The following is a 26,555-nucleotide window of genomic DNA, read 5'->3' on the forward strand; positions in this document are numbered from 1 at the left end:
TATGGATAAACAAAATCAAAATTTAAATCAAGAAACCACCGTTTTAGATTTTTTAAATTTTATAAAAAATATAATAAAAAAAATACTATTCTTTACAGGTGAAATATTTAAATATATTTTTAATACTATTTTAAGTTTTTTTATCCTAATAAAAAGAAATATTATATTTATTGTTATAACTGTTATTATTTTTGGAATAGTAGGATATTTTGATAAAGAAATCTTACCAGCTTCTTATGATTATGAAATGATTGTAGAACCTAACTATAATAGTACGAATTCATTATATCAATTAATTAACTCGTATAATGAACAAGCAAAAAGTAATGAAGCTACTTTTTTTAAAGGTATTAAAAAAATTAATGTATATCCTATAAAATCGTTTACTAATGATTTAGCTGTTTTTTATAGTACAGTTAAAAAATTCAGCAATAATTCAGAAAATGTCAATATAATTGATACTATTTTTACTAAAGAGTTAATTGAAAATTTTAGGAAGAATATTAATAATACAGATTATCCTTATCAAAAAATATATATAAATTCTTCAGTTGAGCTTTCATCTAAGGAACTTAAAGATAAAATTTTAGTTCCAATTGAGAATGATCCATATTTCAAACAATGTAGAAATGCTAAAATCACATCTATAGATTATAAAATTGAACAATCTAAGAAAGAATTAAAACTAATTGATACCCTATTATTATCTATAGCTAAAAGAAATATTTCAAATATTCCTACCTCTTCTTCATTATCTTTTAGTGCGGAAAATAAAAATAATGTTGAAACAGATCTCTTAAATAAATCAACGGATTTTATAAAAAAATTAGCCGATTTAGAACTAGAACGAGTGAAGTTATCTCAAGTAATTACATTAATTTCTGAGCCACAAAAAGTAATAAATAAAACATTAATTACAGAAGGAAGAATCTCTTCTTATTCTTTATATGGATTATTATTTGCTATATCAATTCTATTATTTATTCAATTTGTAAAATATTTAAACAAATTTGAAAAAAGAAATTCTTAATACTGTAATAATTGGTCTTGGTAATATAGGAAAAATACACTTTGAAAATATATCACATAATGAAAATTTAAATGTAGTTGCTTTTATAGATACGGATAATTTTGTTTTGGAAAATATAAATATCCCTATTTTTCAAAGTATATCAGAATGCCATAGTATTTTCCCTGATATTGATTTGTATATAATTGCTACACCCAACGGTTACCATTATAAACAAACGAAAGAAATCCTGGAATTATCTAAAAATGTGTTGGTGGAAAAGCCCATTACATTTCATAAATTCCAAATTGAAGAATTAATTACTATTGCAAAGAATAATAATGTTCGATTATTCACCTCTCTGCAACTACGTTTTTCACATATAATAAACCACGTCAAAAATTTAATTGACAATCATTATTTAGGTGAAATTTTTCTTATAAATATTGAATGTTTTTGGAACAGAAATGACCGCTATTATAAAAAAGATTCATGGCGTGGAACAAAACAGTTAGATGGAGGAATACTGTTTACGCAATTTTCCCATTTCATAGACATAATACATTATTTGTTGGGAAAAATTGAATTAATAAACAATTTAACTACCAATTATACGCATCAAAACGTAATTGAATTCCCCGATAGTGGAATTTTACAATTTAAATCGAGAAAGACCCTGGGAAGTATGTGTTACACCATCTCTACCTACGAAAAAAACTTTGAATCATCAATAACTATTATTGCAGAAAAAGGAACAATAAAAATTGGTGGCCAATATTTGGATCAATTAGTACATTATAATGTAAAAGAGAGCTTGCTTGAAGGTATTGATTTGCATCAGGAACCGCTTCATAAATTGTTATATAAAGAAATAGTACACTCGTTAAAAAATTCAACCTCATCTCGTTTAGATGCTGAAAATTCGATTGAAACTATTGATTTTATTGATAAAGCGTCTAGCTATTTAGCTTAAACAAATAGGCTTATTTATAAATTAGTGATGGAAGAATTATTTCCAATATATAAAATATTTAATTGTAATTTTATCAAAATACAAATCAAAATCTAAATTTTTACTTATAAATTATTTTTTTCATTAAATATCTTATGAAAAATAATATTTGATTTGTATTTAATATAGTAATTTTGCTATATGAAATTAATTTCACAATTAGGAATTATATTACTGTTGTATTTTATTGGTGAATTACTAGTTTTCATCCTGCAAATTAAGATACCGGGAAGCATAATAGGCATGCTGTTATTACTTGTGTCTTTACAATTGAATATCATAAAAGTGGAAGATATAAAAGAAGTGGCTACTTTCTTTTTAAATAATATGCTGATTTTATTTATACCTTTAGGGGTTGGATTAGCTTCCCAATGGGACCTAATATCTAAGGAATGGTTAGCAATTTTAATATCCATTATACTTAGTACCTTTATCGTGTTATTAACTGTAAGTTTACTTATTAGAAAGAAAAAAGAATGAAGGAATTTTTAGATACTCCTCTTTTTCATATAACGTTAACCTTACTGGTTTTTTGGTTATGTAATTTGTTGTTTACTAAATTTAAATATAAAATACTTCATCCGGGTATAACCTCTATAATCTTATTGATTGTCTATTTAAAAGTGACACATACTTCGTATGAAGATTATAACAATAATACCTCTTTAATTTCTTTTTGGCTGGGACCATCCGTGGTAACTTTGGGTCTACCGCTATATTTGTATATAAAACATTTAAAAGGCAGTTATATACGAGTTTTTATCGCTATGATAGCGGGAAGTCTTGCGGGAATTATTTCCGTGGTTGTTATAGCAAAAATTCTAGGCGCTTCAGACATTATAGCTTATTCTTTATCTCCAAAATCTGTAACAACGCCTATTGCAATGGAGGTATCTAAAGGACTGGGAGGTATTCCGTCTCTTACTATTGCGATTGTTTTCATTACCGGATTTGTCGGTGCCCTTTTCGGATGGGGATTCCTAACTAAATTAGGAATTAAAGATCACAAAGCAATCGGAATAGCTGTGGGTTCTGCTTCTCATGCTATAGGTACGGCGGAAATTGTTAAAAATGGCGAAAAATTTGGCGCTTACGGAGCACTTGGAATGGCTTTAAATGGTGTATTAACTGCTATATTTGCTCCTATACTAACTCCGTATTTAATCCAACTATTAAATTCGATTGGATAAATATTCGTTGTGGTTAACTTTTTGTAACAATAAATAATTACTTATTACTATAAATTTATCTGATAAGTTTTTATGAAATAGGCGAATATTTAAATAAATTTTAAAATATATTATGACTAAGAAAAAGAGAATAATTTCTACTAAACATAAAGAGAAACTACGAAATTTAAAAAGAAATATACTTAACATCTTTATAAAAAACCCGAATAAACAATACAATTATAAACAAATATCCACAATATTGGATTACAAAAATCCCAGACAAAGGGAATTTGTAATACAAGGACTTTTAAGTTTGGTTTCTGAAAAACAACTGACAGAAATAAAAACCGGAAAATATCAAATCAATTCCATAAAAGAATCCGTTACCGGAAAAATTGATTTCAGTCAGAATGGTAATGCCTATTTAATTGTTGACGGTCTTGAAAAAGATATTTTTATACCGAAAGGAAAAACAGGAAAAGCTTTACAAAATGACATGGTAAAAGCTATAGTCCATCAATTTAAAAACAGAAAACCGGAAGGAGAAGTTATTGAAATCCTGGAACGTTACAAAACAAAATTTGTTGCAAAATTTGAATATTCTCCGAACAAAAACTTTGGATTTGCAGTAGTTAATAAACCTTCCGTTCACACTGATTTTTTTATACCAAAAGATAAATTCAACGGCGCAAAAAACGGTCAACTGGTAGTGGTTCAACTCCTCGATTGGCAAGATAAAGAAGACAGTCCTACGGGATCTATTGTTGAAGTATTAGGATATCCGGGAGAAAATGAAACCGAAATTCATGCTATTTTAAGTGAATATGGGTTACCTTATACATTTCCTTATGAAGTTGAAAAAGAAGCGGAAAAACTTGATATACGCATATCAGAGGATGAAATATCTAAAAGAAGAGATATGCGTACTGTCACTACATTTACCATTGACCCTGTTGATGCTAAGGATTTTGATGATGCACTCTCTATCGAAAAGTTAGACAACGGCAACTGGGAAATCGGAATTCATATCGCAGATGTTTCCCATTATGTAAAAACGGGAACCCTATTAGATAAAGAAGCCTATTTAAGAGGAACTTCCGTGTATTTAGTCGATAGAGTCGTTCCAATGCTTCCTGAAGTTTTAAGCAATAATGTTTGTTCCTTACGTCCTAAAGAAGATAAATATACTTTTTCCGCCGTATTTGAATTGGATGAGAAAGCACAAGTAAAAAAACAGTGGTTTGGACGAACGGTTATCCATTCAGACAGAAGATTCACTTATGAAGAAGCTCAAGAGATTATCGAGGGAAAAAAGGGCGATTTTGAAGAAGAAATACACACCCTTAATAATTTGGCAAAGCAACTTAGAGAAGATCGAATGAACAAAGGAGCAATCTCTTTTGACAAAATAGAGGTAAAATTTAATTTAGATGAAAATAAAAATCCCGTAGGAGTTTATTTTAAAATTGGAAAAGACAGCAATCATTTAATTGAAGAATTTATGCTCCTGGCCAATAAAAAAGTTTCCGAATATGTTAGTACCAATAAAAAAGGAAATCCAACCGATCGAACATTTATTTATAGAATTCATGACGACCCGGATCCGATAAAATTACTTTCTCTTAAACAATTTGTGAATACTTTGGGTTATGATATAAATATAACTAATAAAAATAAAACCTATCAATCCATTAATAAATTACTTGCCGACGTAAAAGGGAAAGGCGAAGAAAATATGATTGAAACGCTAACCATCCGTACTATGTCTAAAGCAAAATATTCAACCGAAAATGTCGGTCACTATGGTTTAGCTTTCGATTATTACAGTCATTTTACCTCTCCCATACGCCGATATCCAGATGTAATTGCCCATCGTCTCTTACAAGATTTTATAGACAAAAAACCGTCTGCAAACAAAGAAATCATCGAGAATATGGCAAAACATTGCAGCAATATGGAAAAATTAGCCGCCGATGCTGAAAGAGACAGTATTAAATATATGCAGGTTAAATTTATGGAAAAACACTTAGGTGAATCTTTTGAGGGAGTAATCACCGGAGTAACCGAATATGGTATTTATGTAGAAATTAAAGAATTTGGAACCGAAGGAATGATTAAAACAAGAGATATACGGGATGATGATTATCGCTATGATGAAAAGACCTATTCTATTATAGGACAAAGAACCGGCAATCAATATCAGTTGGGAGATACTGTATTTATTAAAGTTATAAAAGCTAATCTTGAAAAGAAACAATTAGATTTTGAGCTTATTGAGAATTGATAAAAATAAATTACTAACCAATTATACTATATAGTCTGTTTTTTTGCTAATATCAAAACAATTTTAATTGTAACGAACCTTTTGCTTCTAACTCTAATAATTTTTTCTTTCTCCACAGTCCTCCTCCATAACCTGTTAAAGATCCATCCGAACCAATGACCCTATGACAAGGAACCAATATAGAAATCATATTCATACCATTAGCATTTGCAACCGCTCGAACAGAAGAGGGCTTACCGATACGTTTTGCTTGAATGGCATAAGTTGAAGTCTTTCCGTAAGGTATTTGAAGAAGGACCTTCCATACCTCTTTTTGAAAATCAGAACCAACCCAGTCTAAAGGAACTGTAAATTCTTTTAAAGTACCTTCAAAGTGTGAGTCTAATTGTTGCCTTAATTGTTTAAATAAACTATTTTCACTTGGCACAATTGAAGCATTAAAAAGCTTTCATATTAATTGTAGTTCTCTTTCTAACATTTTACTATCCGAAAATTCCAATAAACATATGCCTTTATCTGAGGCACAAGCAATCATAGTACCTAAAGGGGTTGCCAAGCGGGTAAGATTAATTAATTGTTTTTCTTTACTCATTCTAGGTGTAATTCCTGTTATTTTTTTAAAAGTTTCATTAAATCCGCTCAACGATTCAAATCCTGAGTCATAGGCAATTTGTGTGATATTATTACCTTCTTTACATTTTTTAAATGCCTCATTTATTCTATACATTCTTTGATACATATGAAAAGTAATTCCATGATTTTTAAGAAACCACCTTCTAACTTTTATTGGCTCAATTCCAAAATTCCTTATATCAAAGTCTTTTAATTTAATATTGGAGTTGTCTTCCAAATGTTGTAATAATTTATGAATATATTCCGGCGTCTCACCATTCCTTTCCATAGGATGACATATTTTACATGCTCTATATCCTTTATTTAAAGCTTCTTTAGTTGAAGAAAAAAATTCAACATTCTCAAATTTAGGTTTTCGTGCTGAACAGGTAAGACGGCAAAATATACCGGTAGTTTTAACACCAACAATAAAAGTTTCTTCAAATGAACTATCCCTTTCTAATAAGGCTTTGTAAAATATTTTTTTTTGATCCATGGAAAAAGTATTTTTTAATCTACCCGCTTTCTCTATAAATCCCTTTATTATAAGGATAAACAGAAATAGACTGACTAGTTAAAAATATATTTTAAAATAATTTTTCGTTAAAATTAGTTCAGGCGAAGATTGTACTGCAACCGAAAAATGAACATATATTTTTTCCATGAAAAGATAAAGAGTATTAACCAAAAACTTAAAAACTAAAAAACCCATCAAGTTTTTAAAGTGTTTTTTAATTCTTGAACCGCTTTTTCTATTGAATTATTATCTTTTAACAAGGTAATGAACTTACTTCCAATGATAGCGCCGTTAGCATAAGATTGTGCGACTTCTAAAGTAGCTTTATTAGAAATACCAAACCCTATTAAACGAGGATTACGCAATTTCATCGAATTAATTTTTTGAAAATATTCTACTTTTTTATCATCAAAACTTTTTTGCGCTCCCGTTGTTGAGGCAGATGAAACCATATATATAAATCCATCCGTATTTTCATCAATCAAGCGAATTCTTTCTTCTGATGTTTCGGGAGTTATAAGCATTATAACTTTTATATCATAAGTTTCAAAAATCGATTTATATTTTGTACTATAATCATTAAAAGGCAAATCAGGTATAATTGCTCCATCTACACCGACTTCTTTACATTTTTTACAAAAATTTTCAATTCCGTATTGCATAATAGGATTTAGATATCCCATTAATAGTAACGGCAATTCAACTTCTTTTCTCACTTCTTTAATTTGTTCGAAAAGCAATTTTAAATTCATTCCATTCTTCAAGGCCAACGTGCCGCTTTCCTGAATGGTCGGTCCATCTGCCATTGGGTCTGAAAAGGGTATACCCACTTCTATTAAATCTATGCCGTTTTTTTCAAGCTCTTTTATGATCTTACCTGTATCGGCAAGATTCGGATATCCGGCCGTAAAATAAATGGAAAGAATGTCTTTCTGTTTTTTATTAAATAATTGCTTTATTCTATTCATAGTTTATTTCTTCTATAAATTCTTTTATTAATTCAATATTTTTTCTTCCCGGTTCTAGTTCAAACTTACTGTTTAAGTCCAAACCATATAATTTCGGATGCTTTATTTCTTTAATTTTACCTACATCTTCCATTGAAATACCTCCACTTAAAAAAAAAGGAAGTTCACCTGTATAAAAATCCATCAACGACCAATCGAACTTTTTCCCTGAGCCTCCATATTGCGTGCTTTTAGTATCAAACAGAAAGAAGTCACAAACTGAGTTATATTCTTTTGTACTGTGCAAATCATTAGGGGATGATACATTAAAAGCCTTAATTATTTTTATATTAGGAAAACTTTTTATGAGATCTGAACAATATTTTGGATGTTCCGATCCATGAAGTTGGATAACATCCAACTTATATTTTTCAATCCTATGGAAAATCAATTCTATTTTTTCATTAACAAAGACCCCAACCCTCAAAATATCTTTAGTTTGTGAAAGAATGGTTTCGGGGAGTATCTTATCTATATAACGTAAGGATTTCGGGTAAAATATAAATCCCATATAATCTATAGGTACTAGAGAAAGATGCTCAATATTATCAGGATATTTCATCCCACAAACTTTAATTTTCATCTATTAATTGGTATGATTATGTAAGTTCTTCAATAAAATCTTGTAAAGCTTTACCGGGATTATTCGTTTTCATAAAATTTTCACCCATTAAAAATCCTTTATATCCGACTAGCATTAGGTCTTTTACGGTTTGAGAAGAAGATATTCCACTTTCAGAAATTTTCAAAAACTCCGAGGGTATTTTATTAACCATATCAAATGAAACTTGTACATCCGTAACAAAGGTTTTTAAATTACGATTATTAATTCCTACTACATCTACCCATTCGTTAATATAATCTAATTCCTTTTCATGATGCAATTCCAACAACACATTCAATCCAAGATTTTTAGCTTGTTTTGCCAATTCTTTAGTTTTTTCAACAGTTAAAGCAGCGGCTATCAACAATATTGCACTTGCACCGTAAGCCTTAGCTTCAAAAAGTTGATATTCATCAATCATAAAATCTTTACGAAGAAGGGGAGTTTGTGTAATGGCTTCTGCATTAACCAAATCCTGCAAATTACCTCCAAAAAAATCAGTATCGGTGAGAATGGATATAGCACTTGCTCCGTTTTCAGAATAAAGAGGTATAATTTGTTCTATTTTTGCATTTTTAAATATCCAATCTTTCGAGGGAGATCGACGTTTAAATTCTGCAATTATACCGGTTGAAGATCTTTGTATGGATTCTTTAAACGATTGTCTTTTCTTTACATTTTGTATTTTATTTTCCAGATCTTTAATTGAAATTTTCCTTTTTGATTTTTCAATTTCAATCCTTTTACAATCAATAATTTTATCTAAAATAGTAGGCATATTTTTCTTTTATGGTTCAATGAATGAGTTACTATCCTCATCAACTACTTTTTTTTCTACAAATTCATCATCTAAATCAACAGAATCTCCGTTTATTTGTCCTCTTCTAAACTGAACTTGTTGTTGATCAGGAAAATAATAAAAATAGGTATCAATTGTTTTACTAGTAAAATGAAGTTCATAATAATTACCTTTTTCCGTCCACCATTCCCCTTTATCTACAATTGCTCTTTCTTCAGTTCCTCCCAACAATTGAATTTTCAACAAAAGAAAAGTTCCGTCAATATTCCGTTGCTTAATCCAATAGTTACGTATTCCTCCTTCTCGAGTTCCTTTTTCTATACCTTGCCAAAATCCAATTAAGTTTTGATCTCTTTCTTTTATTTGAGAATAGGATACAAGATTCCACAAGATAAATGTTATAAGTATTAATTTTTTCATCTTTTTTATTCTTATTAAACCTAATTATTCAGGCTTAAAAACTTTTGAAAAGTTTGTTTCGCTTTTCCGCTTTCCAAAGATTCTCTCGCTTGATTGATGCATTCTTCAATAGTTAATTTGGGATTTATATTGTGTATGGCAAATGCCGAATTAGCTATCACAGCATTTTTTTGGGCTTTGGTTGCTTGATTATTTAATACGCTATCAAAAATTTTTGAAGCTTCTTCTGGTGTTTTTCCTCCGTCCAATTCCGGTTGCGTACATCTTTCCAAACCGATATCTTCGGGAGAATAGATATGTTCCCCTAAATGGGTAGCCACTTTAAAATTATCGGTCAAGGATATTTCATCATATCCGTCTAAACTATGTACGACCGTATAATTACAATCGGTATTTTGATAGATATAATAATATAAACGAGACATTTTAAGGTTAAAGACTCCTAATACATTCCTTTTAGGCTTTATTGGATTTACTACAGGTCCCAGCATATTAAAGAATGTACGAACTCCTAATGCTTTTCTTATGGGTGTTACCACCTTCATGGCATCATTGAATAAAGGAGCATGTAAAAAGGCCAGGTTGGATTGATCTAATGATCGTTCAAGTTTACTGATATCTGCAGTAAATTTAACTCCGTGTTGTTCCATCACATTGGAAGCTCCACTAACAGAAGTTGCACCATAATTTCCATGCTTTGCAACTTTATATCCGGCACCGGCTACCACAAAACAAGAAAGAGTAGAAATATTAAACGTATTTTTATTATCCCCTCCCGTACCTACGATATCTATAGGATCATATGCGGCTAATGATGAAACATCCGTACATAAATCCATAAGGGCATCCCTAAAACCGAAAAATTCATCGATGCTAATATTTCTCATAAGAAAAACGCTTATAAAAGCGGCAATCTGAGATTCATTATATTCTTTCGCGGCCATTTTAGTCAATACTTCTTTCGCTTCTTCTCGGTTTAAATATTGATGCTCAAAGAGTCTGTTTAATAGTTGTTTCATATCAACTTAATTTTCTAAAAAATTTTTTAAAATGTTTTTGCCCTTCGGGGTAAGTATGGATTCAGGATGAAACTGAACTCCGTGGACATCATAATGCTTATGTTTTATAGCCATAATTTGATTATCATGATCAACGGCCGTAATCTGAAGTTCATCCGGAAAATTTTGGTTATCTACAATCCACGAATGGTATCTCCCAACTTCCATTTCTTCAGAAATACCTTTGAATATATAGTCTTCATCTATTATTCTTATTTTCGTTGCAACTCCATGATACACATCTTCCAAATTGGTCAATTTAGCACCAAAAGCTTCTCCTATAGCTTGTTCTCCTAAGCACACCCCCAGAATGGAATGAGTGGGAGCATATTGTTTGATTAATGAGAGCAATATTCCTGATTCGGAAGGTATTCCCGGGCCCGGTGATAATATTATTTTATCATAGTCTGCTACTTCCGATACCGTGATTTGATCGTTTCTAAATACATTTACTTCCGTATAATTCAATTCTTTGATTAAGTGAACCAAATTATAGGTAAATGAATCATAATTATCTAAAACCAATAGTTTCATTGTATATTTACTTAGAACATGAATTTAAGAATTGGTTAGCCGTTTGTACATCGGCATAGTAATAACTTAAGGCTGCTAAAAATGAATTTTGAACTTCTTTAGCTTGTATTTTTTCTCCCTTAATTTCAAGATCTCGGGTTGCACAAGCATCGCCTATCAAAGTACAAGTATAACCTAAGTCTTTTGCTGCTCTTGTAGTTGCATCCACACACATATGGGTCATCATTCCGCAATTTACAAGTTCATCAACTTTAAGTTTCTTTAAAGTATCTTGAAGATCTGTATTTATAAAGCTATTTGGAAAATTCTTGATGATGACTTTTTCTTCGTCTTTCGGCTTAACATGGGAATGTATTTCTACCCCTTGAGTATGAGGAAGGAAAAAAGTAGCATCCGACCTTGAAGATACATGTTGTATATGGACTATCGGCCATTGTTCTTTTCTGAACTTTTCTAAAATGTTTTTTGCTTGTTCACAAGCTTGTATAGAATTATTTAGAGGATTTTTTCCTCCTTCAAAATAGTCATTTTGAATATCGATAATAAGTAAAGCTTTCATATATAATTAATTTTTTAAAATTTCTGCCAGATCAATTGCTTTTTTAAGCGCTCCTAACTTGTTATTTACTTCTTTTAACTCTTCTTCGGGATTTGACTTGGATACAACGCCCGCCCCTGCTTGATAATACAATACATTATTTTTGCTTAAAAATGACCGGATGGTAATTGCTTGATTTAAATTTCCGTCTAAACCAATATACCCGATGCATCCTCCATATATTCCCCGCATATGTTTTTCTATATCGTGCAGCAATTGCATGGCTCTAACTTTGGGAGCTCCGGATAAGGTTCCTGCAGGAAATGTATCTGCAAATACGGAAATACTGTTTTTATTCTCATCCACAATTCCACTCACACGAGAAACTAAATGTATCACATGTGAAAAATACTGTACTCGTTTAAAAAATTCTAATTGGACCTCATGGCAATTTCGGCTCAGATCATTTCTTGCTAAATCTACCAACATAACATGTTCTGCATTTTCTTTTTCATCTTGTAAGAGTTTTTCTGAAAGTTTTCTGTCTTTTTCATCATCTCCGGTTCTTTTATAAGTTCCGGCTATAGGATCAATATATGCTCGTCCTTTATATATTTTACAATGCGTTTCGGGGGATGATCCGAATATTCGAAAAGAACCAAAATCGAAATAAAAAAGATAGGGAGACGGATTAATGGATCGTAATGCTCGATATACTTTAAAATCATCGCCAGTAAATGCTTGTGAATAACACCGTGAAGGTACAATCTGAAAGACATCTCCTCTTTTACAATGCGCAATTCCTTTTTTTACAGACTCAATATATTCTTCATCGGAAATAAAACTTTTTTCTTCTCCTTTGATCTTAAAATTATAGGAAGCAAAATTATTATTTTGCAATAAGGCTTCTAGTTGATGAATATCTGATTTTCCCCCTTCGGGAATATTTTCAACTATGGTTAATTCATTCTTTAAATGATTAATAACTAATATAAATCGGTAAAAAATGTAAAATATTTCAGGAATATCCGCATTTTCATATTTTTTATTTTTAGGATCAACCGATTCAAAATACTGAATACTATCATAGGAAGTATATCCAAAAAAACCATTAATTTTAGCAGGATTCTCTCCCTGTAATTGAAAGCTTTTAATAAAATCATCCAATTCGTTGACTAAAGGTTGTTCTAAATTTTTGATTTTAGTTTGCCCGTTTATTTCCGTTGTAATTTCATAGTCTTTAACTTTAAATTTAGCTAAAGGATCCATCGCAATAAAAGACGAGCTGTCTTCTCCACCATGAAAATCAGAACTTTCGAGTAAAGCAGATTCGGGAAAAGCATCCCTTATTTTTAAATATATTCCTACCGGAGTTTGTAGGTCTGCTAATAATTTCTTTGTTTTTACCTGTATTTTCATATCTTATTCGTTTCGTTTTTTCTGAACTTTTATGTATGTTTCCATATCTTTATCTCCTCTTCCCGATAGACAGATCACAATAATATCTTCTTTTTTAAATTTCTTTTTCTTCAATACCCCTAAGGCATGTGCCGACTCAATGGCGGGAATTATACCTTCCAATCTTGTTAATTCAAAGGCTGCATCTAAAGCTTCTTCATCTGTGATTGCCAGAACTTCCGAACGTTTGGTTTTAGACAAATGGGCATGAAGGGGACCAACTCCCGGATAATCCAATCCGGCCGATATAGAATACGGTTCTTCTATTTGTCCATCTTCTGATTGCATGAGTAATGTTTTGCTTCCGTGAATGATTCCTAATCTTCCTAAATGGATCGTCGCAGCAGATTCTCCGGAGTTTAATCCTTTTCCGGCTGCTTCAGCTAAGACAATTTTTACCGAAGGTTCATTTAAAAAATGATAGATGGTTCCGGCAGCATTGCTTCCTCCTCCTACACATGCTATCAAATAGTCGGGGGTTTCTCTTTGTTCTTTTTCTAACAGTTGTTTGCGAATTTCTTCACTGATGACTGATTGTAAACGAGCAACCATATCCGGATAAGGATGAGGTCCTACGGTGGAACCTATAATATAATACGTATCTTTCGGATTAGAACACCAATCGCGAATTGCTTCATTAGTAGCATCTTTTAAGGTCATATTTCCACTCGTCACGGGTAGTACTTCTGCTCCTAACATTTGCATTTTTTCAACATTCAACTTTTGTCTTTCCACATCCACTTTTCCCATGTAAATTACGCATTTCATATTCATTAGAGCACAAACTGTAGCCGTGGCAACTCCATGTTGACCCGCTCCGGTTTCAGCTATGATTCGGGTCTTACCCATTCTTTGCGCCAATAATATTTGACCTATTGTATTGTTGATTTTGTGCGCTCCGGTATGATTTAAATCTTCTCTTTTTAAGTAGATATTACAGCCGTATTTGTGAGACAGTCTTTTTGCTAAATATAAAGGTGAGGGCCTTCCAACATAATCTCTTAGTAAATCGTGGTAATCTTTTTGAAATTTTGGGTCATTTAATACTTTTAAATAATTGTTTTTTAGAATCTCCACATTTTCATAAAGGATTTCAGGAATATAAGCTCCTCCAAATTCTCCATAGTAACCTTCTTGGTCTACACTATATGTATGCTTCATTTTTTTCATTTTACGTAATTAATCATTTTAAAAAACAAAAAAACCTACCGTGAACACGGTAGGTTTTCTTATTCTTTTACTATTTTATTTAAAATAATATACCTTACTGCCCACGGCTATTGAAGCTGAGAGCACCACCACCAAGATATATTATTTAAAAATATTGTTTTCACTTTACTTAATTATTTTAACAAAAATACTAATTATCTTTTAATAATACAAAATATTTCAACCGATTTTATGTTTTTCTTTAATTTATATTTAGATTATTATTTAATTATGAGCGTGATTAAATAGTGTGCTTTACTTTATATATTCTGTTCTTGCAATGCATTTAAATTGACTATTTAACTATGCGCTGAGCTTACAGATACTAGATATTATTCTTAAATTACAAGAACTAAATAAAAAGAAAAAACCCATTCATATATATAAAATAAAGAATGGGTTACGAATAGAATTCTTAAGGTTTTACTTTTATTTCTTAGATTTTTACTTATTTATCCTATTGCTACAGTTATATAATAGTTTTTTTAAATTAATTGTCTAAATTTTATTTTTCAAAACGTAAAGAAATTCTTCTGTCTTTAGCTCTTTCTTCATCGGAAGCGTTTGCATCAACTGTAGCAAATTTGGAACCATATCCTTCAGCACCATCAACTCGGTCTCCAAATCCATTTTTAATAAAAATTTCCTTTACAGTATTTGCTCTTTCTTGTGACAATTTTAAATTATCTTGGTCATTTCCTTTTTTATCGGTATAAGCTCCAATTTTAACTTTTGCATCAGGAAATTCTTTAAGTATAATTCCAATATTTTTTGCTTGTGTTTCAGATTCAGGCGTTAATTTTGTTCCGCTTCCAAATTCAAAATTGATGGCATCGAAATCAAACCATTTATTTTTTAAATCGTCATTGGTAGCATTTTTATATTCATCGGATTGCAAAAAATTGACCATTTTGTCTTCAATTCCTCCGGGAAAAGCATTGATAACTGTTCCGCTTGGCAACGTAATCGGAAGTAATTCTTTTATTTTATGATCTGTTGGATTAGTACTATTAGCTGAAACTGTGTCTCTATTATTTGAATTAGGCTCTACTTTTTGGATGGAATCGTTTACCGGAGCTGTTGTACCTTTCCCTTTAGAACATCCATTTTTAGAAAATAACCAAATGATTAGAATACCCACAATTAACAACATTATTAACCATTTTAACCATCCTAAATTTGAATGATTATCCATTTTATCTTTATATTCATGATAAGTGTCTTCAACCTTATCTTTTATATTTTCTGCAGTTTCTTTAGTTTGAGATGAAACTTTATTGAAAAAAGAATCTCCTAACCCTGAAATTGAAGAAACTCCTAAAATTCCGGCTAAACCTGAAGGTATTGAAGATAAAAAACCATTTTTTTCTGAATTTATCTGTCCTAATAAGCCTTTGAAATTTCCTCCTGCTAATAACTTTTGCCCTAAAAATCCTGCTACTAATGGTGATATAACTCCCATTAGTTTGGTGGTACTTTCACTTTTTAAGCCGGATGAAGAAGATATCAGAGAAGAAAAATTTCCTAATTTATCCCCAAAAAGATTATTTAAAAAGCCTGAACTTAATTTTTGTGTTTCAGCATCTGCTTGTCCAGAAAACAATCCTTTTACATTAGAAATGGAAGGAATATTTCCCGCTTGTTTCAATATATTTTCTAACTTATTATCATTACCTTTTTCTAGAACTGCACCGAATAAACTGGAAACGGCTGTTTTTATTGCTGATGTAACTTTTCCTGTATCTTCTCCCAATTCAGAAGATAAATTAGAAACAGCTTCGGGTGTAATAATTTTCTTTAATGAATCTAATAGATTTTCCATAACAAAATTTTTCCGTGTTAAATGTATTATTATTTAATTATAACATATTTTATCTTTTGTTTATGACAATAATTATTCCAAATAATTTAAATTATTAATAAATACTTTTTTTATATACCTGTATTTCCCTTTTTAATAACTGTTAAAAAAATAAAAAAGTATCAATAAATTAGTTAAGTCTTTTAGTAAAAAATGTATTTTTAGCTTATGAAAACAAAATACGATATTGCTTATTTACGCATGGCTCAAGAATGGGGTAAATTATCTTATTGTGAAAGAAAGAAGGTAGGAGCTTTAATTGTTAAAAACCGTATGATTATTTCTGACGGATATAATGGTACTCCTACAGGTTTTGAAAATATATGCGAAGACGAAACGGGAACTACTAAATGGTATGTTTTGCATGCTGAAGCTAATGCCATCCTTAAAGTGGCTGCATCTACACAATCCTGCATAGGAGCTACTCTTTATGTTACACTTTCTCCTTGTCGCGAATGCAGCAAATTGATTCATCAGGCAGGTATTAGGCGTTTGGTATATATCAATGAATATTCTGATACGAGTGGCATTGATTTTTTAAAGGAGGCAGGAATCGAAATTGAACAGATTAAGGAGGAAGAACTTTAAATTTTTCTTCGTTGTAGCTTTAATTGCTTTAAAATATCGTCTAGTAAAAATCCTCTTTCCTGCAACAATATCAGATAATAATAAAAAACATCTGCGGCTTCATCTTTAAATAATTTATCGTTTTCCTTAGCTGCTTCAATTACCAACTCTACTGCTTCTTCTCCAAATTTTTGCGCAATTTTGGATTTACCTTTCTTTAAAACAGTAGTAATATGTGTATTTTGCTTTTCTCCTTTAATGCTTTTTCCTATTTTTTTTTCTAAAATACTTAAATAGGAATAGGAATTTCTATTTTCTTCCAAGAAATCAGTTGTTGGTAAATATTTATCTGAATCTTTGTTGGTTTTAACTTTGATTAATATTACAGTCTTATCTTTGTTCCATAAAAATTCTTCTGCTGTGTATAAATCATCAAAAGAATCACCAACTAAATAAATTTTTTTTTCTGCCTGAGTTTTTTTTAGCAACGCATAGGTGCATTGACCGGATGTTAAAACCTTACCTGTTTTATTATCCTGAATGACAGCTATAAATTCTTTTCCTTTACTAGTGTTAGTATCTCTCATTCATTTTAAGAATTAACAACGCGAAGATACCATTTTACTTCAAATCTTATATGATTATATTTAAGAAAAGACTAACAATAATTCCTACCTTTGCACAAATAATTTAAAAAACTTTTATACAAAAAAGGATTTATATGAATGATTCTTTAAAGACCGCAGAAAAAATACTTGCACAAAGTGGAGAAATTAATGAAAAACAATTTTCCCTTTTAGAAATGTTTACACATGGAGGGCCTATAGGTATATTTGTAATGATCTGCCTTTTCTTACTTTTCATGCTTTCTCTTTATATTTTCGTTGAACGTTTCCTAACCTTAAAAAAGTTTTCCAATAAAAATTCTTCCATTCTTAATGATATTAAAGATCTTATTCATCAGGGTAATATCAACGCAGCCTTAGATCTATGCAAAAGAACTCATACTCCTGAAGGAAGAATGCTTTATAAAGGATTAATGAGAATTGGTAAACCTACTCGGGATATTAGTGATGCTATAGAGAACACAGCTCAGTTGGAAATCTTTGAATTGGAAAAAAATGTAGGTGTTTTAGGTACTATTTCAGGAGCCGCTCCCATGCTAGGTTTTTTGGGTACGGTAATCGGAATGATCATTGCTTTCTTTGCTACCAGCGCACAAGATCAAGCCAGCGCTCAAATGTTAGCCGGTGGTATTTATTCTGCCATGGCAAATACTGCTGCGGGATTAATTGTTGGTTTATTGGCATATTTATTCTATAACATTTTGGTTATTCGTATTGATAGAAGTGTACATGCATTACAGCTTACCGCTATTGATTTTCTGGATATATTAAACAAACCTGTTACTCATTAATTTATGAAATTACGAAGTAGAAATAGAGTTACTCCGGAATTCAGCATGGCATCCATAACAGATGTAATATTTTTATTGCTTACATTTTTTATGCTTACTGCATCTGCAAATCAGTCTGCTTTAAATATAAAATTGCCAACTGCCAAAGGTCAGGAAATGCCTGCTGAAAGAGTTTATATAGGGGTTTCTATGGATGGAAAATATTTTTTAAATAAAAAATTAATAGCTAAAAACGAAATCGAGCCCACCTTAAAAACTATATTTAACGCCAATCCATCTCCTACTTTTGTTATTGCAGCAGATGAAGAGGCTTTACACAAAGATGTTGTTTTTTTAATGGATATTGCCAATAGAAATAAATACAAAGTTTTAATTGCGACGAATCCGCATACCCAAGAGGAAAAATAAGCTATGATTGATAGTTATAAAATTAAGTATTATGATAATAAAAAGGAGAAGTTAATTAGCGGTATTATTACTCTAATAATTTCAGTCGTCATATTATCATTTATTTTAACTTATAAAACCGTTTTTTTAACTATGACTCCCCCTGCTTATATTGATATTGACTTTGATATGGATGATATGGGTGCTAATTTTGGAACTGATGAAGTGGGTTTAGGGGATGAAGAGCCTATTGATCAAGATGTTTTATCGGGTGAAGGTGGAGAAGTACAATCAGTAACAAATCTTGAAGATAAATCTTCCCAAGATTCAAAACAAGAAGAAGAAAACAAACCTATTTTAGCCAATCAGAACGAAACAAAAGATATTGTTCCCGAACCTGCTAAAAAAACGGTAATTAAGAAAAAGGATAAAACCAAACCTGTAACTAAAATTAACTCAAAAACTATCCCAAATAAAACTAAATCCAAAACAGTAGCAGGTGTAGGAAATAAGAGTTCTGCAGGAGGTAATCCCAAAGGAAATGCCGCTCTAGGAAATTTAATAAAAGGTAAAGGAACAGGGACATTTTCCACCGGTGAAGGGAACGGAGGAAGACCGGGTCAAAACCAAGGAGTAGAAACAGGAGGCAACGGAAGCGGTGGCGAGGGTATTGGAAACGGAAGAAAATTAGTCAGCTTCATTCCGGGTACTATGGGAAGAGGCGGAAAAGTTCCCGAACATAATTGCAATGGTTCCGGAACTATTATTTTTTCCTATACTCTTGATAAAAATGGAAACGTTATTTCAGTTAGTCGAAAATCAGGGATAAATAACACTTGTTTATTGAATACAGGCATTAAATGGATTAAACAGTACGTAAAAGGTAATGCAGGTACTCGATCGGTAACCGGCACGTATAAAATCAATTTTTAAAAATAGTTGAAAAAATAACCAAATAAAAAAAACTTTCTATGGTATAGAAAGTTTTTTTTACTGAACAATATATTTATCCAAAGCTTTTATCCAACACTACCTTCTAACGAAATTTCCAGTAATTTTTTTGCTTCTACTGCAAATTCCATAGGAAGCTTATCAAGTACTTCTCTACTAAATCCATTAACAATTAAAGCTATTGCAGTTTCCGTATCAATACCTCGCTGGTTGCAATAAAAAATCTGATCTTCACCTATTTTGGAGGTTGTGGCTTCATGTTCCATTTGGGCAGATTTATTTTTTATTTCAATATAGGGAAAAGTATGAGCTCCACAATTATTACCCATCAGCAAAGAATCACATTGAGAGAAATTTCTTGCATTATCTGCTTGAGGTAAAACTTTAACTAATCCTCGATAGCTGTTTTGTGATTTACCTGCAGAAATTCCTTTTGATATAATTGTTGATCGTGTATTTTTTCCAATATGGATCATTTTTGTTCCTGTATCTGCCTGTTGAAAATTATTAGTTACTGCTATTGAATAAAATTCTCCAATTGAATTATCTCCTTTTAAAATACAGGATGGATATTTCCATGTTACAGCAGAACCCGTTTCAACTTGTGTCCAAGAAATTTTAGCGTTTTTTTCGCAAAGAGCTCTTTTGGTTACGAAGTTATAAATACCTCCTTTACCATCCTTATCTCCCGGATACCAATTTTGTACGGTTGAATATTTTATTTCTGCTCCGTCTAAAGCGATTAATTCAACCACGGCTGCATGTAATTGATTTTCGTCTCTTTGAGGTGCTGTACATCCTTCCAAGTAGGAAACATAGCTTCCTTCATCGGCTATTAGAAGTGTTCTTTCAAATTGACCGGTTCCGGATTGATTAATTCTAAAATAGGTAGAAAGTTCCATCGGACATTTCACTCCTTTTGGTATATAGCAAAACGAACCATCTGAAAAAACTGCCGAATTTAAAGCAGAATAAAAATTATCGCTTTTAGGCACTACTTTTCCTAAATATTTTCTAACTAAATCCGGATGATTTTGAATGGCTTCGCTAATAGAACAAAAAATAATTCCTTTTTCAGCCAATGTTTCTGTGAAGGTTGTTTTAACTGAAACACTATCTATTACCGCATCTACTGCTACTCCTGTTAATCTTTTTTGTTCTTCTAACGGAATGCCTAGTTTGTCAAAAGTATTCAATAATTCCGGGTCTACTTCTTCTAAACTCGTTAATTCTTTTTTCTGTTTAGGTGCCGCATAATATTTTATACTATTGAAATCAGGCTCTTTAAAAGTAACATTAGCCCAATGAGGAGCCTTCATTTCTTTCCATAATTTAAAAGAGTCTAATCTCCATTCCAACATCCATTCCGGTTCATTCTTTCTTTTGGAAATTTCACGAACTATATCATCATTTAATCCGGTAGGGAAATCTTCATATTCCAAATCCGTGGTCCAACCATATTCATAATCTTTTTGTTCAAGGTCTAACCGTAATTCTTCTTCTGTATATTTTGCTCTGCTCATTTTATCAATTGATTTGATTAGAAGACAGCTCAGCTATCTTTATTAAACTTAGATTGGTTCTATGTGCAAAAATACTGAGTTTATCAAACATTATAAATACACATTGATAGATTTTTTAAATAATGGAATTTCAATTTTTGTTTTAGTAAATATTATTAATTGAATAAAGTTTAGTGTTATCTTTCTTTCATGAATTAAAATAATTATTATATATAGTTATATAGATAATTTATTTTAAAATTATAAATTAGCTAAATTCTATATTAAATTAGATATTACAATATAAATATTTTTATTAAATACAACTACAAAACATAAAAAACTTATAAAATATCTTCATATAATTTTTAAATCATTTTTTTTATACATTAGCTTAAAATAAATTTTTATATGAAGAAAATAGTTTTACCCTTTATTATTTTTAATTTAATTACTTTACAATCTTGTAAAAACAATCAAAAAACCTCAATTACTCAAGAAGTTACTCAGCCAAACACTCCAGCATTGAATGAAGATTTAGAAATAAAAGTCCCAGAAGATAAAGCTAGGGAAATTTTAAATCAAGATATTCCAAAGTTTTCTGATGCTATTATTCAAAATTTTTTAATTGAATATAAATCTTATATAGATCAATATATTAATGCTGCTGATGTGAAAGATTTGAACAAACTCACAGAACTTACCAAGAAAAATCAAAAATTAATTATTACTAGAAAAATTATAACTGAAGAATTGTCTTCAAACCCTAAAGAATTAAATAAATTTAATGATTATGTAAGAAAGCTTGATAGTATGGCTGCTGAAGTAATGAATAAATAAGTGTAAGTAATTAATAGTTTTATAAAAAACCCTTCTTTAAAAAAGAAGGGTTTTTTAATACTTTTTTTAATCTTTTAAACAGCAAAACTTTCTCCGCACCCACAGGTTCTTTGAGCATTGGGATTGTTAAAAACAAAACCTTTTCCATTTAAACCTCCGGAATATTCTAAGGTGGTTCCTACTAAATAAAGAAAGGATTTTTTATCAACCAATATTTTAATTCCTTTATCTTCAAAGACTTTATCTTCAGGGTTTTGATTGTGATCGAAATTCAGCTTATATGACAATCCCGAACACCCCCCGCTTGCTACTCCTACTCTTACGAAATCTTTAGTACTGTCAAAACCACTTTCTTTCATTAATTCAATGATTTTCTTTTCTGCTTCTTGCGATACCTTTATCATACTATTAAACAAATAAATAGGTTTACACTAATACAAAATTACAAATAATAATTCTTACTCATTTTACACTATATATAAGTTATTGTAATAATGATATCAATTAAAATTTTGATTTAACCAGAATTCCATAATTTCTAAGCATTCTTCAGGTGCCTCTAATGCTCCCATATGTCCAGTAGAAATCTCAAATATAGAAAGATGTTCTGTACCTTCTAATTTATTTATTAGTTCGGAATTTTTAATTGCAGTATCATATTTACCTAAAATGAGTAAGATGGGTTTGTCTAAATTCCTTAAAACATCCGTCCTATCTTTACGTAACCTCATGCCTTTTAAAGCTGCTGATATCCCTGTTAAAGAAGCATGTTTAGCCCAAGAAATTGCTATTTTTATTTCTGATTGCATAAGGGGCACATTTTCAGGAGCAAATAAATTAGGAATTGATAAACGGAAAAATTCTTTAGGATTTTTAACCACTACTTCGGCAGCTTTTAATCTTTGTTCCTTTTTTATTTCATCATCCGGTAATGTGGTAGAATAAAATAATCCCAATCCGGAAACTTTATACTTATATAAATCTGCAAAGGCTAATGCTACATATCCTCCCATCGAATGGCCTATAATTATTACATCATCTATTTTCAAATGCTCCAAAACATTGTTTACTTTTTTGGCCATATCTTCCATTCTGTTGACTTCATTTGTTTTTTTAGAAGATCTTCCATGGCCCGGTAAATCAATGGTTATAACTCTGTATTTATTGGATAAATTATTTTGAAAAAACCTCCACATTCTTGAATTTTCTAAGAAACCGTGTAAAAAAACTATAACTTTACCTTTTCCTTTATCTCTGTAGTATAGCATACTGTTATAAGCAATTAATTAATACAAAAGTACAATTTTTTACAAAGCGACTTAAGAATCCTTTGTTTTCAATTTTTATATCAGTTTTTATACCATTTTTAATTTTAATTTACTATTTTTACCATTAAAATTTATCTGAGTAGGTTACTGACTTACTTTTAACTGATGGTTTAAACTGATTTTTAAATAAAATATATATAATATAAAAAATATGAAAATTATTAAATTAGCATTGCTATCTTCAGTTGGCTTTTTAGCAATGTCTTGTGTAAGTAGAAAAGAATTTGAACAGGCAAAAGCTAATTATGAATCTTGTCTTGAAAGAAATGTTGAAAAAGATCGTTCGATCACTTCTTTAAAAGAGAGAAACAAATCACTGGAAGAACAAATGAATTTGATACGTAAACAAAATGACGTATTACAACAAAATTTAGCCGACTGTATGGCTACCGGAAAAGCCGGAACTGTTAATATAGACAAATTAATTAGTCAAATTAATGAATCTAATGCGTATATTAAACGTTTGACAGAAGCTCGTGCAAAAAATGATTCTTTAAATCTTGCTTTATCTAATAAATTAAAACGTTCTTTAGATAATTTAAACGACAGCGATGTAGACGTTCAAGTTCAGAAAGGAGTGGTATTCATCTCATTATCAGATAAAATGCTTTATAAATCCGGTAGTTATGATGTGCTTCCAACTGCAGAAAATGTTTTGGAAAAGGTAGCTAAAATTATCAATGATTACAAAGATTATGATGTTCAAGTTCAGGGATATACTGACAATGATCAATTTAAAAATTCTGCTGCAGGTTGTATAAGAGATAATTGGGATTTGAGCGCCATGAGAGCAACCTCAGTTGTTAAAATGTTACAAACTCAATTCGGAGTGGATCCTGCCAGATTACTTGCCGGAGGTCACGGAGAATATCAACCAAAAGTTCCTAATACTAATCCTGAAAATAAAGCAGTTAACAGAAGAACTGAAATTGTAATTCTTCCTAAACTAGATCAATTTATGCAATTAATGGATCAAAAAGTAAAATAAAATACTTTTCTTTGATTTACAATATACGAGGATCCCTTTTGGGATCCTTTTCTTTTTATTAAAAACCCGGTAATATCTTTTTTTTTCGCTGAAAATTATTTTTTAATTTTGTATTCTAAACTAAAAACAGTAGATATGGAAATAGCAGGAAGAATAAAATTAATATCTGATATTCAAACATTTGATAGCGGATTCAGAAAAAGAGAAGTAGTGTTAACTACGGAAGAACAATATCCTCAGCATATTTTAATTGAGCTTTTAGGAGATCGGGTAGATATCATTAATTCTTTTAATGTAGGAGATGATGTAAGAGTATCAATTAATATCAGAGGTCGTGAATGGGTTAATCCACAAGGTGAAACTAAATATTTCAACAGTATAACCGGCTGGAGAATTGAAAAATTAATGCCTGTTTCTTCCGGAATGGGACAAGATAACCCTATGGTTCCTCCTTCCGCACATATATCTCCTGCACCGTCTGCTCCAAGTATGCAAGAAGAAGAGGATGATGATTTACCGTTTTAATAAAATACTCATATATTTAAAAATTATTCAAGCACCGCTAAAAAAGGTGCTTTTTTTATACGTATGTACCGGTTAACACAAAAATTAGAATTTCCCGATATCTCTTTGGCTGATGAAAGCGGACTTCTTGCCATAGGTGGAGATTTAACACCGGAAAGATTACTTCTGGCATACAAATCGGGGATTTTTCCTTGGTATAATCCTAAGGAAATTATACAATGGTGGTCTCCGGATCCCAGATTTGTACTCTATCCAAAAAATTTAAAAATTTCTAAATCAACTAAGAAATTACTGAATCAAGAGTATTTTGAATTTACGGAAAACCAATGTTTTCCGGAAGTAATTAAACAATGTGCTTCCATTAAAAGAACAGGTCAAGCAGGAACTTGGATTACCGAAGAAATGTTCCATGCTTATTGTAACTTGCATGAAAGGGGATTGGCAAAAAGTGTTGAGGTTTGGAAAAACCATAATTTGGTGGGAGGATTTTACGGTATAGATTTACATACCGTATTTTGCGGAGAAAGTATGTTTTCAAAAATCAGTAATGCTTCAAAATGCGGATTTACCTATTTCACCCAAAAATATTCTCATCAATATAAAATTATTGATTGTCAAATTTATTCTTCTTATCTGGAACAACTTGGAGCCGTTGAAATCTCACGGGAAAAATTCAAAACCTACTTAGAATGCGAGGCCATTAAAAATTTGGATTTCAATTTATAAATGCCTATTTTAGCGCACTAAAAACATATTCAGACACATGTCAAAACATAAAGGAAAGCACAATTACGCAACTAAAGAAATTTTAGATTCTTTAAATACTTCTGCCTTAGATGGTGAAAAATTCTTACAAAAGTATGCAAAACCGATAGGTATTTTTTTTGCTATTGTAATTATTGCAGTTTTAGGATATGTTATTTATGATAATTATGTAGTAACCCCAAAAAATATTGAGGCCTCCGATTTACTGGTAGACGCTCAAAATTTATATGATGAAGGAAAATCAGATCAGGCATTAGGTGGAAAATCCAGCGGAGTTTCCGGTTTTATTGACATCGCTGAAGAATATGGATCTACAAAAGCAGGAAAATTTGCTCATTTATATGCCGGAATAGCCGAATTTAAAAAAGGAAACTATCAAAATGCATTGGACCATTTTAACCAATTTGATACTTCTGACAAAGATTTAAAAGCCGTTAAATATGGCGCTATTGCTGATACTTATGCCGAACTTAATAACACAGATGAAGCACTAAATTATATGACTAAAGCTGCTAATGAAAGTTCAAATGCAGCCACTGTTTATCAATTCAGTAAAAAAGCCGGTATATTGGCTATGTCTTTAAACCAAAACGAAAAAGCCTTAGAATTTTTTCAAAATATTAAAGATAAATTTCCGGATGTAGATGCTTCAGGAGAAGTAGACGCATATATCGAAAGACTTAAATACGCAACAGGAAAACAATAATGGCAACAACAAACTTATCTATCTATAATAAAGAAAATTTACCCAATGCCGGAGCCTATCGTTTCGGTATTGTTATTTCAGATTGGAATTCTGAAGTTACTTATAACTTACACCAAGGAGCTGTTGATACTTTACTTGATTTAGGTGCTAAAGAATCTGATATTGATTCTATATTCGTACCCGGATCTGTTGAATTAGTATACGGGGCAACCAAACTATGTAACACAAAGCTTTATGATGCAGTTATTGTAATAGGATGCGTTATAAGAGGCGAAACGGCTCATTTTGATTATGTATGTAAAACTGTTACGGATGGTGTTACGTATTTAAATACACACATGGATACACCGGTGGTATTTTGCGTACTTACGGATGATCATGTACAACAGTCTTTAGATCGTAGTGGTGGAAAATTAGGAAATAAAGGGGTAGAAGCCGGGGTAGTTGCAGTACGAATGGCAGAATTAAAGAATAAGTAATTTTAT

31 protein-coding genes are annotated in these 26,555 nt (G+C 30.9%); 15 read left to right on the forward strand and 16 right to left on the reverse strand.

All coding sequences use genetic code 11. The features are described from left to right. Position 1 precedes the first annotated feature (1 nt). The 5 genes from GYM72_RS09310 to rnr all read left to right on the forward strand — a co-directional run bounded on the left by GYM72_RS09310 (position 2) and on the right by rnr (position 5,477). Entirely contained in the window at positions 2-1,030 is a 1,029-nt protein-coding gene (locus tag GYM72_RS09310; protein WP_220264205.1) for a hypothetical protein, read from the forward strand. Further along, entirely contained in the window at positions 1,011-1,982 is a 972-nt protein-coding gene (locus tag GYM72_RS09315) for a Gfo/Idh/MocA family protein (protein WP_220264206.1), read from the forward strand. Before GYM72_RS09310 ends, GYM72_RS09315 begins: the two co-directional genes overlap by 20 nt. Before the next feature lie 180 nt (positions 1,983-2,162). Further along, complete coding sequence (locus GYM72_RS09320) at positions 2,163-2,501, forward strand: CidA/LrgA family protein (protein ID WP_160557730.1); 339 nt, start codon at positions 2,163-2,165, stop codon at positions 2,499-2,501. Continuing rightward, entirely contained in the window at positions 2,498-3,211 is a 714-nt protein-coding gene (locus GYM72_RS09325) for an LrgB family protein (protein ID WP_160542906.1), read from the forward strand. The genes GYM72_RS09320 and GYM72_RS09325 overlap by 4 nt, the downstream gene beginning before the upstream one ends. Before the next feature lie 112 nt (positions 3,212-3,323). After that, positions 3,324-5,477 (forward strand): ribonuclease R, encoded by a 2,154-nt coding sequence (gene rnr / locus GYM72_RS09330; protein WP_220264207.1) that lies wholly within the window; start codon positions 3,324-3,326, stop codon positions 5,475-5,477. A 52-nt stretch (positions 5,478-5,529) separates the two neighbouring features. Here rnr and GYM72_RS09940 read toward each other — a convergent pair whose 3' ends face one another. From GYM72_RS09940 to GYM72_RS09385, 12 genes are all read right to left on the reverse strand, one after another. After that, positions 5,530-5,904 carry a methylated-DNA--[protein]-cysteine S-methyltransferase gene (locus GYM72_RS09940; protein ID WP_303839699.1) on the reverse strand — a complete coding sequence of 125 codons (375 nt, stop codon included), beginning with the start codon at positions 5,902-5,904 and terminating at the stop codon, positions 5,530-5,532. A 21-nt stretch (positions 5,905-5,925) separates the two neighbouring features. After that, on the reverse strand, positions 5,926-6,585 hold the full coding sequence (locus GYM72_RS09945; RefSeq protein ID WP_255571496.1) for a bifunctional transcriptional activator/DNA repair enzyme AdaA: 660 nt from the start codon (positions 6,583-6,585) through the stop codon (positions 5,926-5,928). A 215-nt stretch (positions 6,586-6,800) separates the two neighbouring features. Then, positions 6,801-7,574, reverse strand: coding sequence for a tryptophan synthase subunit alpha (gene trpA / locus GYM72_RS09340; protein WP_220264208.1), 774 nt, complete (start codon positions 7,572-7,574; stop codon positions 6,801-6,803). Next, entirely contained in the window at positions 7,567-8,196 is a 630-nt protein-coding gene (locus tag GYM72_RS09345; RefSeq protein WP_220264209.1) for a phosphoribosylanthranilate isomerase, read from the reverse strand. Before GYM72_RS09345 ends, trpA begins: the two co-directional genes overlap by 8 nt. A gap of 16 nt (positions 8,197-8,212) precedes the next feature. After that, positions 8,213-8,995, reverse strand: coding sequence for an indole-3-glycerol phosphate synthase TrpC (gene trpC, locus GYM72_RS09350; RefSeq protein ID WP_220264210.1), 783 nt, complete (start codon positions 8,993-8,995; stop codon positions 8,213-8,215). A 9-nt stretch (positions 8,996-9,004) separates the two neighbouring features. Then, complete coding sequence (locus GYM72_RS09355; protein WP_220264211.1) at positions 9,005-9,436, reverse strand: hypothetical protein; 432 nt, start codon at positions 9,434-9,436, stop codon at positions 9,005-9,007. Positions 9,437-9,456: 20 nt separating this feature from the next. Next, positions 9,457-10,455 carry an anthranilate phosphoribosyltransferase gene (trpD, locus tag GYM72_RS09360; protein ID WP_220264212.1) on the reverse strand — a complete coding sequence of 333 codons (999 nt, stop codon included), beginning with the start codon at positions 10,453-10,455 and terminating at the stop codon, positions 9,457-9,459. Positions 10,456-10,461: 6 nt separating this feature from the next. Next, on the reverse strand, positions 10,462-11,028 hold the full coding sequence (locus tag GYM72_RS09365) for an aminodeoxychorismate/anthranilate synthase component II (RefSeq protein ID WP_160566242.1): 567 nt from the start codon (positions 11,026-11,028) through the stop codon (positions 10,462-10,464). A gap of 7 nt (positions 11,029-11,035) precedes the next feature. After that, positions 11,036-11,587, reverse strand: coding sequence for a cysteine hydrolase family protein (locus GYM72_RS09370; RefSeq protein ID WP_220264213.1), 552 nt, complete (start codon positions 11,585-11,587; stop codon positions 11,036-11,038). Between the two features lie 6 nt (positions 11,588-11,593). Beyond that, positions 11,594-12,985 (reverse strand): anthranilate synthase component I family protein, encoded by a 1,392-nt coding sequence (locus GYM72_RS09375; RefSeq protein WP_220264214.1) that lies wholly within the window; start codon positions 12,983-12,985, stop codon positions 11,594-11,596. 3 nt (positions 12,986-12,988) lie between these two features. Next, on the reverse strand, positions 12,989-14,185 hold the full coding sequence (gene trpB, locus GYM72_RS09380; protein WP_220264215.1) for a tryptophan synthase subunit beta: 1,197 nt from the start codon (positions 14,183-14,185) through the stop codon (positions 12,989-12,991). Positions 14,186-14,738: 553 nt separating this feature from the next. Then, complete coding sequence (locus GYM72_RS09385; protein ID WP_220264216.1) at positions 14,739-16,055, reverse strand: OmpA family protein; 1,317 nt, start codon at positions 16,053-16,055, stop codon at positions 14,739-14,741. Positions 16,056-16,262: 207 nt separating this feature from the next. Here GYM72_RS09385 and GYM72_RS09390 point away from each other — a divergent pair, with 207 nt between their 5' ends. Beyond that, positions 16,263-16,682: a dCMP deaminase family protein gene (locus GYM72_RS09390; protein ID WP_220264217.1), complete on the forward strand. Its 420-nt coding sequence runs from the start codon at positions 16,263-16,265 to the stop codon at positions 16,680-16,682. Here GYM72_RS09390 and hisE read toward each other — a convergent pair. Then, on the reverse strand, positions 16,679-17,248 hold the full coding sequence (gene hisE / locus GYM72_RS09395; RefSeq protein WP_220264218.1) for a phosphoribosyl-ATP diphosphatase: 570 nt from the start codon (positions 17,246-17,248) through the stop codon (positions 16,679-16,681). The two genes, GYM72_RS09390 and hisE, sit on opposite strands and share 4 nt — an antisense overlap. Positions 17,249-17,382: 134 nt before the next feature. On the opposite strand from hisE, the gene GYM72_RS09400 reads away from it, so the two are divergent. From GYM72_RS09400 to GYM72_RS09410, 3 genes are read left to right on the forward strand one after another with little or no spacing between them, the layout of a single operon-like run. Beyond that, a complete protein-coding gene (locus GYM72_RS09400) occupies positions 17,383-18,078 on the forward strand; it encodes a MotA/TolQ/ExbB proton channel family protein (protein ID WP_220264219.1) in 696 nt (231 codons plus the stop codon). A gap of 3 nt (positions 18,079-18,081) precedes the next feature. Beyond that, the gene (locus GYM72_RS09405) at positions 18,082-18,486 is read left to right on the forward strand and encodes a biopolymer transporter ExbD (RefSeq protein ID WP_160566225.1); all 405 of its coding nucleotides are present in this window, start codon (positions 18,082-18,084) and stop codon (positions 18,484-18,486) included. Between the two features lie 3 nt (positions 18,487-18,489). Continuing rightward, on the forward strand, positions 18,490-19,398 hold the full coding sequence (locus GYM72_RS09410) for a ferric siderophore ABC transporter substrate-binding protein (RefSeq protein WP_220264220.1): 909 nt from the start codon (positions 18,490-18,492) through the stop codon (positions 19,396-19,398). A gap of 86 nt (positions 19,399-19,484) precedes the next feature. Here GYM72_RS09410 and sufB read toward each other — a convergent pair whose 3' ends face one another. Further along, a complete protein-coding gene (gene sufB, locus GYM72_RS09415) occupies positions 19,485-20,939 on the reverse strand; it encodes a Fe-S cluster assembly protein SufB (protein WP_220264221.1) in 1,455 nt (484 codons plus the stop codon). A 390-nt stretch (positions 20,940-21,329) separates the two neighbouring features. Here sufB and GYM72_RS09420 point away from each other — a divergent pair, with 390 nt between their 5' ends. After that, positions 21,330-21,758, forward strand: a complete 429-nt coding sequence (locus GYM72_RS09420; protein WP_160557746.1) for a hypothetical protein — start codon at positions 21,330-21,332, stop codon at positions 21,756-21,758. A 74-nt stretch (positions 21,759-21,832) separates the two neighbouring features. Here GYM72_RS09420 and GYM72_RS09425 read toward each other — a convergent pair whose 3' ends face one another. Next, positions 21,833-22,162, reverse strand: a complete 330-nt coding sequence (locus GYM72_RS09425; RefSeq protein WP_105296495.1) for an iron-sulfur cluster assembly accessory protein — start codon at positions 22,160-22,162, stop codon at positions 21,833-21,835. A gap of 96 nt (positions 22,163-22,258) precedes the next feature. After that, complete coding sequence (locus GYM72_RS09430; RefSeq protein WP_220264222.1) at positions 22,259-23,026, reverse strand: alpha/beta fold hydrolase; 768 nt, start codon at positions 23,024-23,026, stop codon at positions 22,259-22,261. 211 nt (positions 23,027-23,237) lie between these two features. Between GYM72_RS09430 and GYM72_RS09435 the strand changes: the two genes are divergently transcribed. From GYM72_RS09435 to ribH, 5 genes are all read left to right on the forward strand, one after another. Beyond that, positions 23,238-24,074, forward strand: a complete 837-nt coding sequence (locus GYM72_RS09435) for a flagellar motor protein MotB (RefSeq protein ID WP_220264223.1) — start codon at positions 23,238-23,240, stop codon at positions 24,072-24,074. Between the two features lie 135 nt (positions 24,075-24,209). Beyond that, entirely contained in the window at positions 24,210-24,599 is a 390-nt protein-coding gene (locus GYM72_RS09440) for a DUF3127 domain-containing protein (RefSeq protein ID WP_105296492.1), read from the forward strand. Between the two features lie 63 nt (positions 24,600-24,662). Further along, the gene (aat, locus tag GYM72_RS09445; protein ID WP_220264224.1) at positions 24,663-25,325 is read left to right on the forward strand and encodes a leucyl/phenylalanyl-tRNA--protein transferase; all 663 of its coding nucleotides are present in this window, start codon (positions 24,663-24,665) and stop codon (positions 25,323-25,325) included. A gap of 37 nt (positions 25,326-25,362) precedes the next feature. After that, complete coding sequence (locus GYM72_RS09450; protein WP_160567788.1) at positions 25,363-26,070, forward strand: tetratricopeptide repeat protein; 708 nt, start codon at positions 25,363-25,365, stop codon at positions 26,068-26,070. Further along, complete coding sequence (gene ribH, locus GYM72_RS09455; protein ID WP_220233692.1) at positions 26,070-26,549, forward strand: 6,7-dimethyl-8-ribityllumazine synthase; 480 nt, start codon at positions 26,070-26,072, stop codon at positions 26,547-26,549. Before GYM72_RS09450 ends, ribH begins: the two co-directional genes overlap by 1 nt. Positions 26,550-26,555 lie beyond the last annotated feature (6 nt).

This window comes from Apibacter sp. ESL0404, from assembly GCF_019469245.1.
Lineage (GTDB): Bacteria > Bacteroidota > Bacteroidia > Flavobacteriales > Weeksellaceae > Apibacter.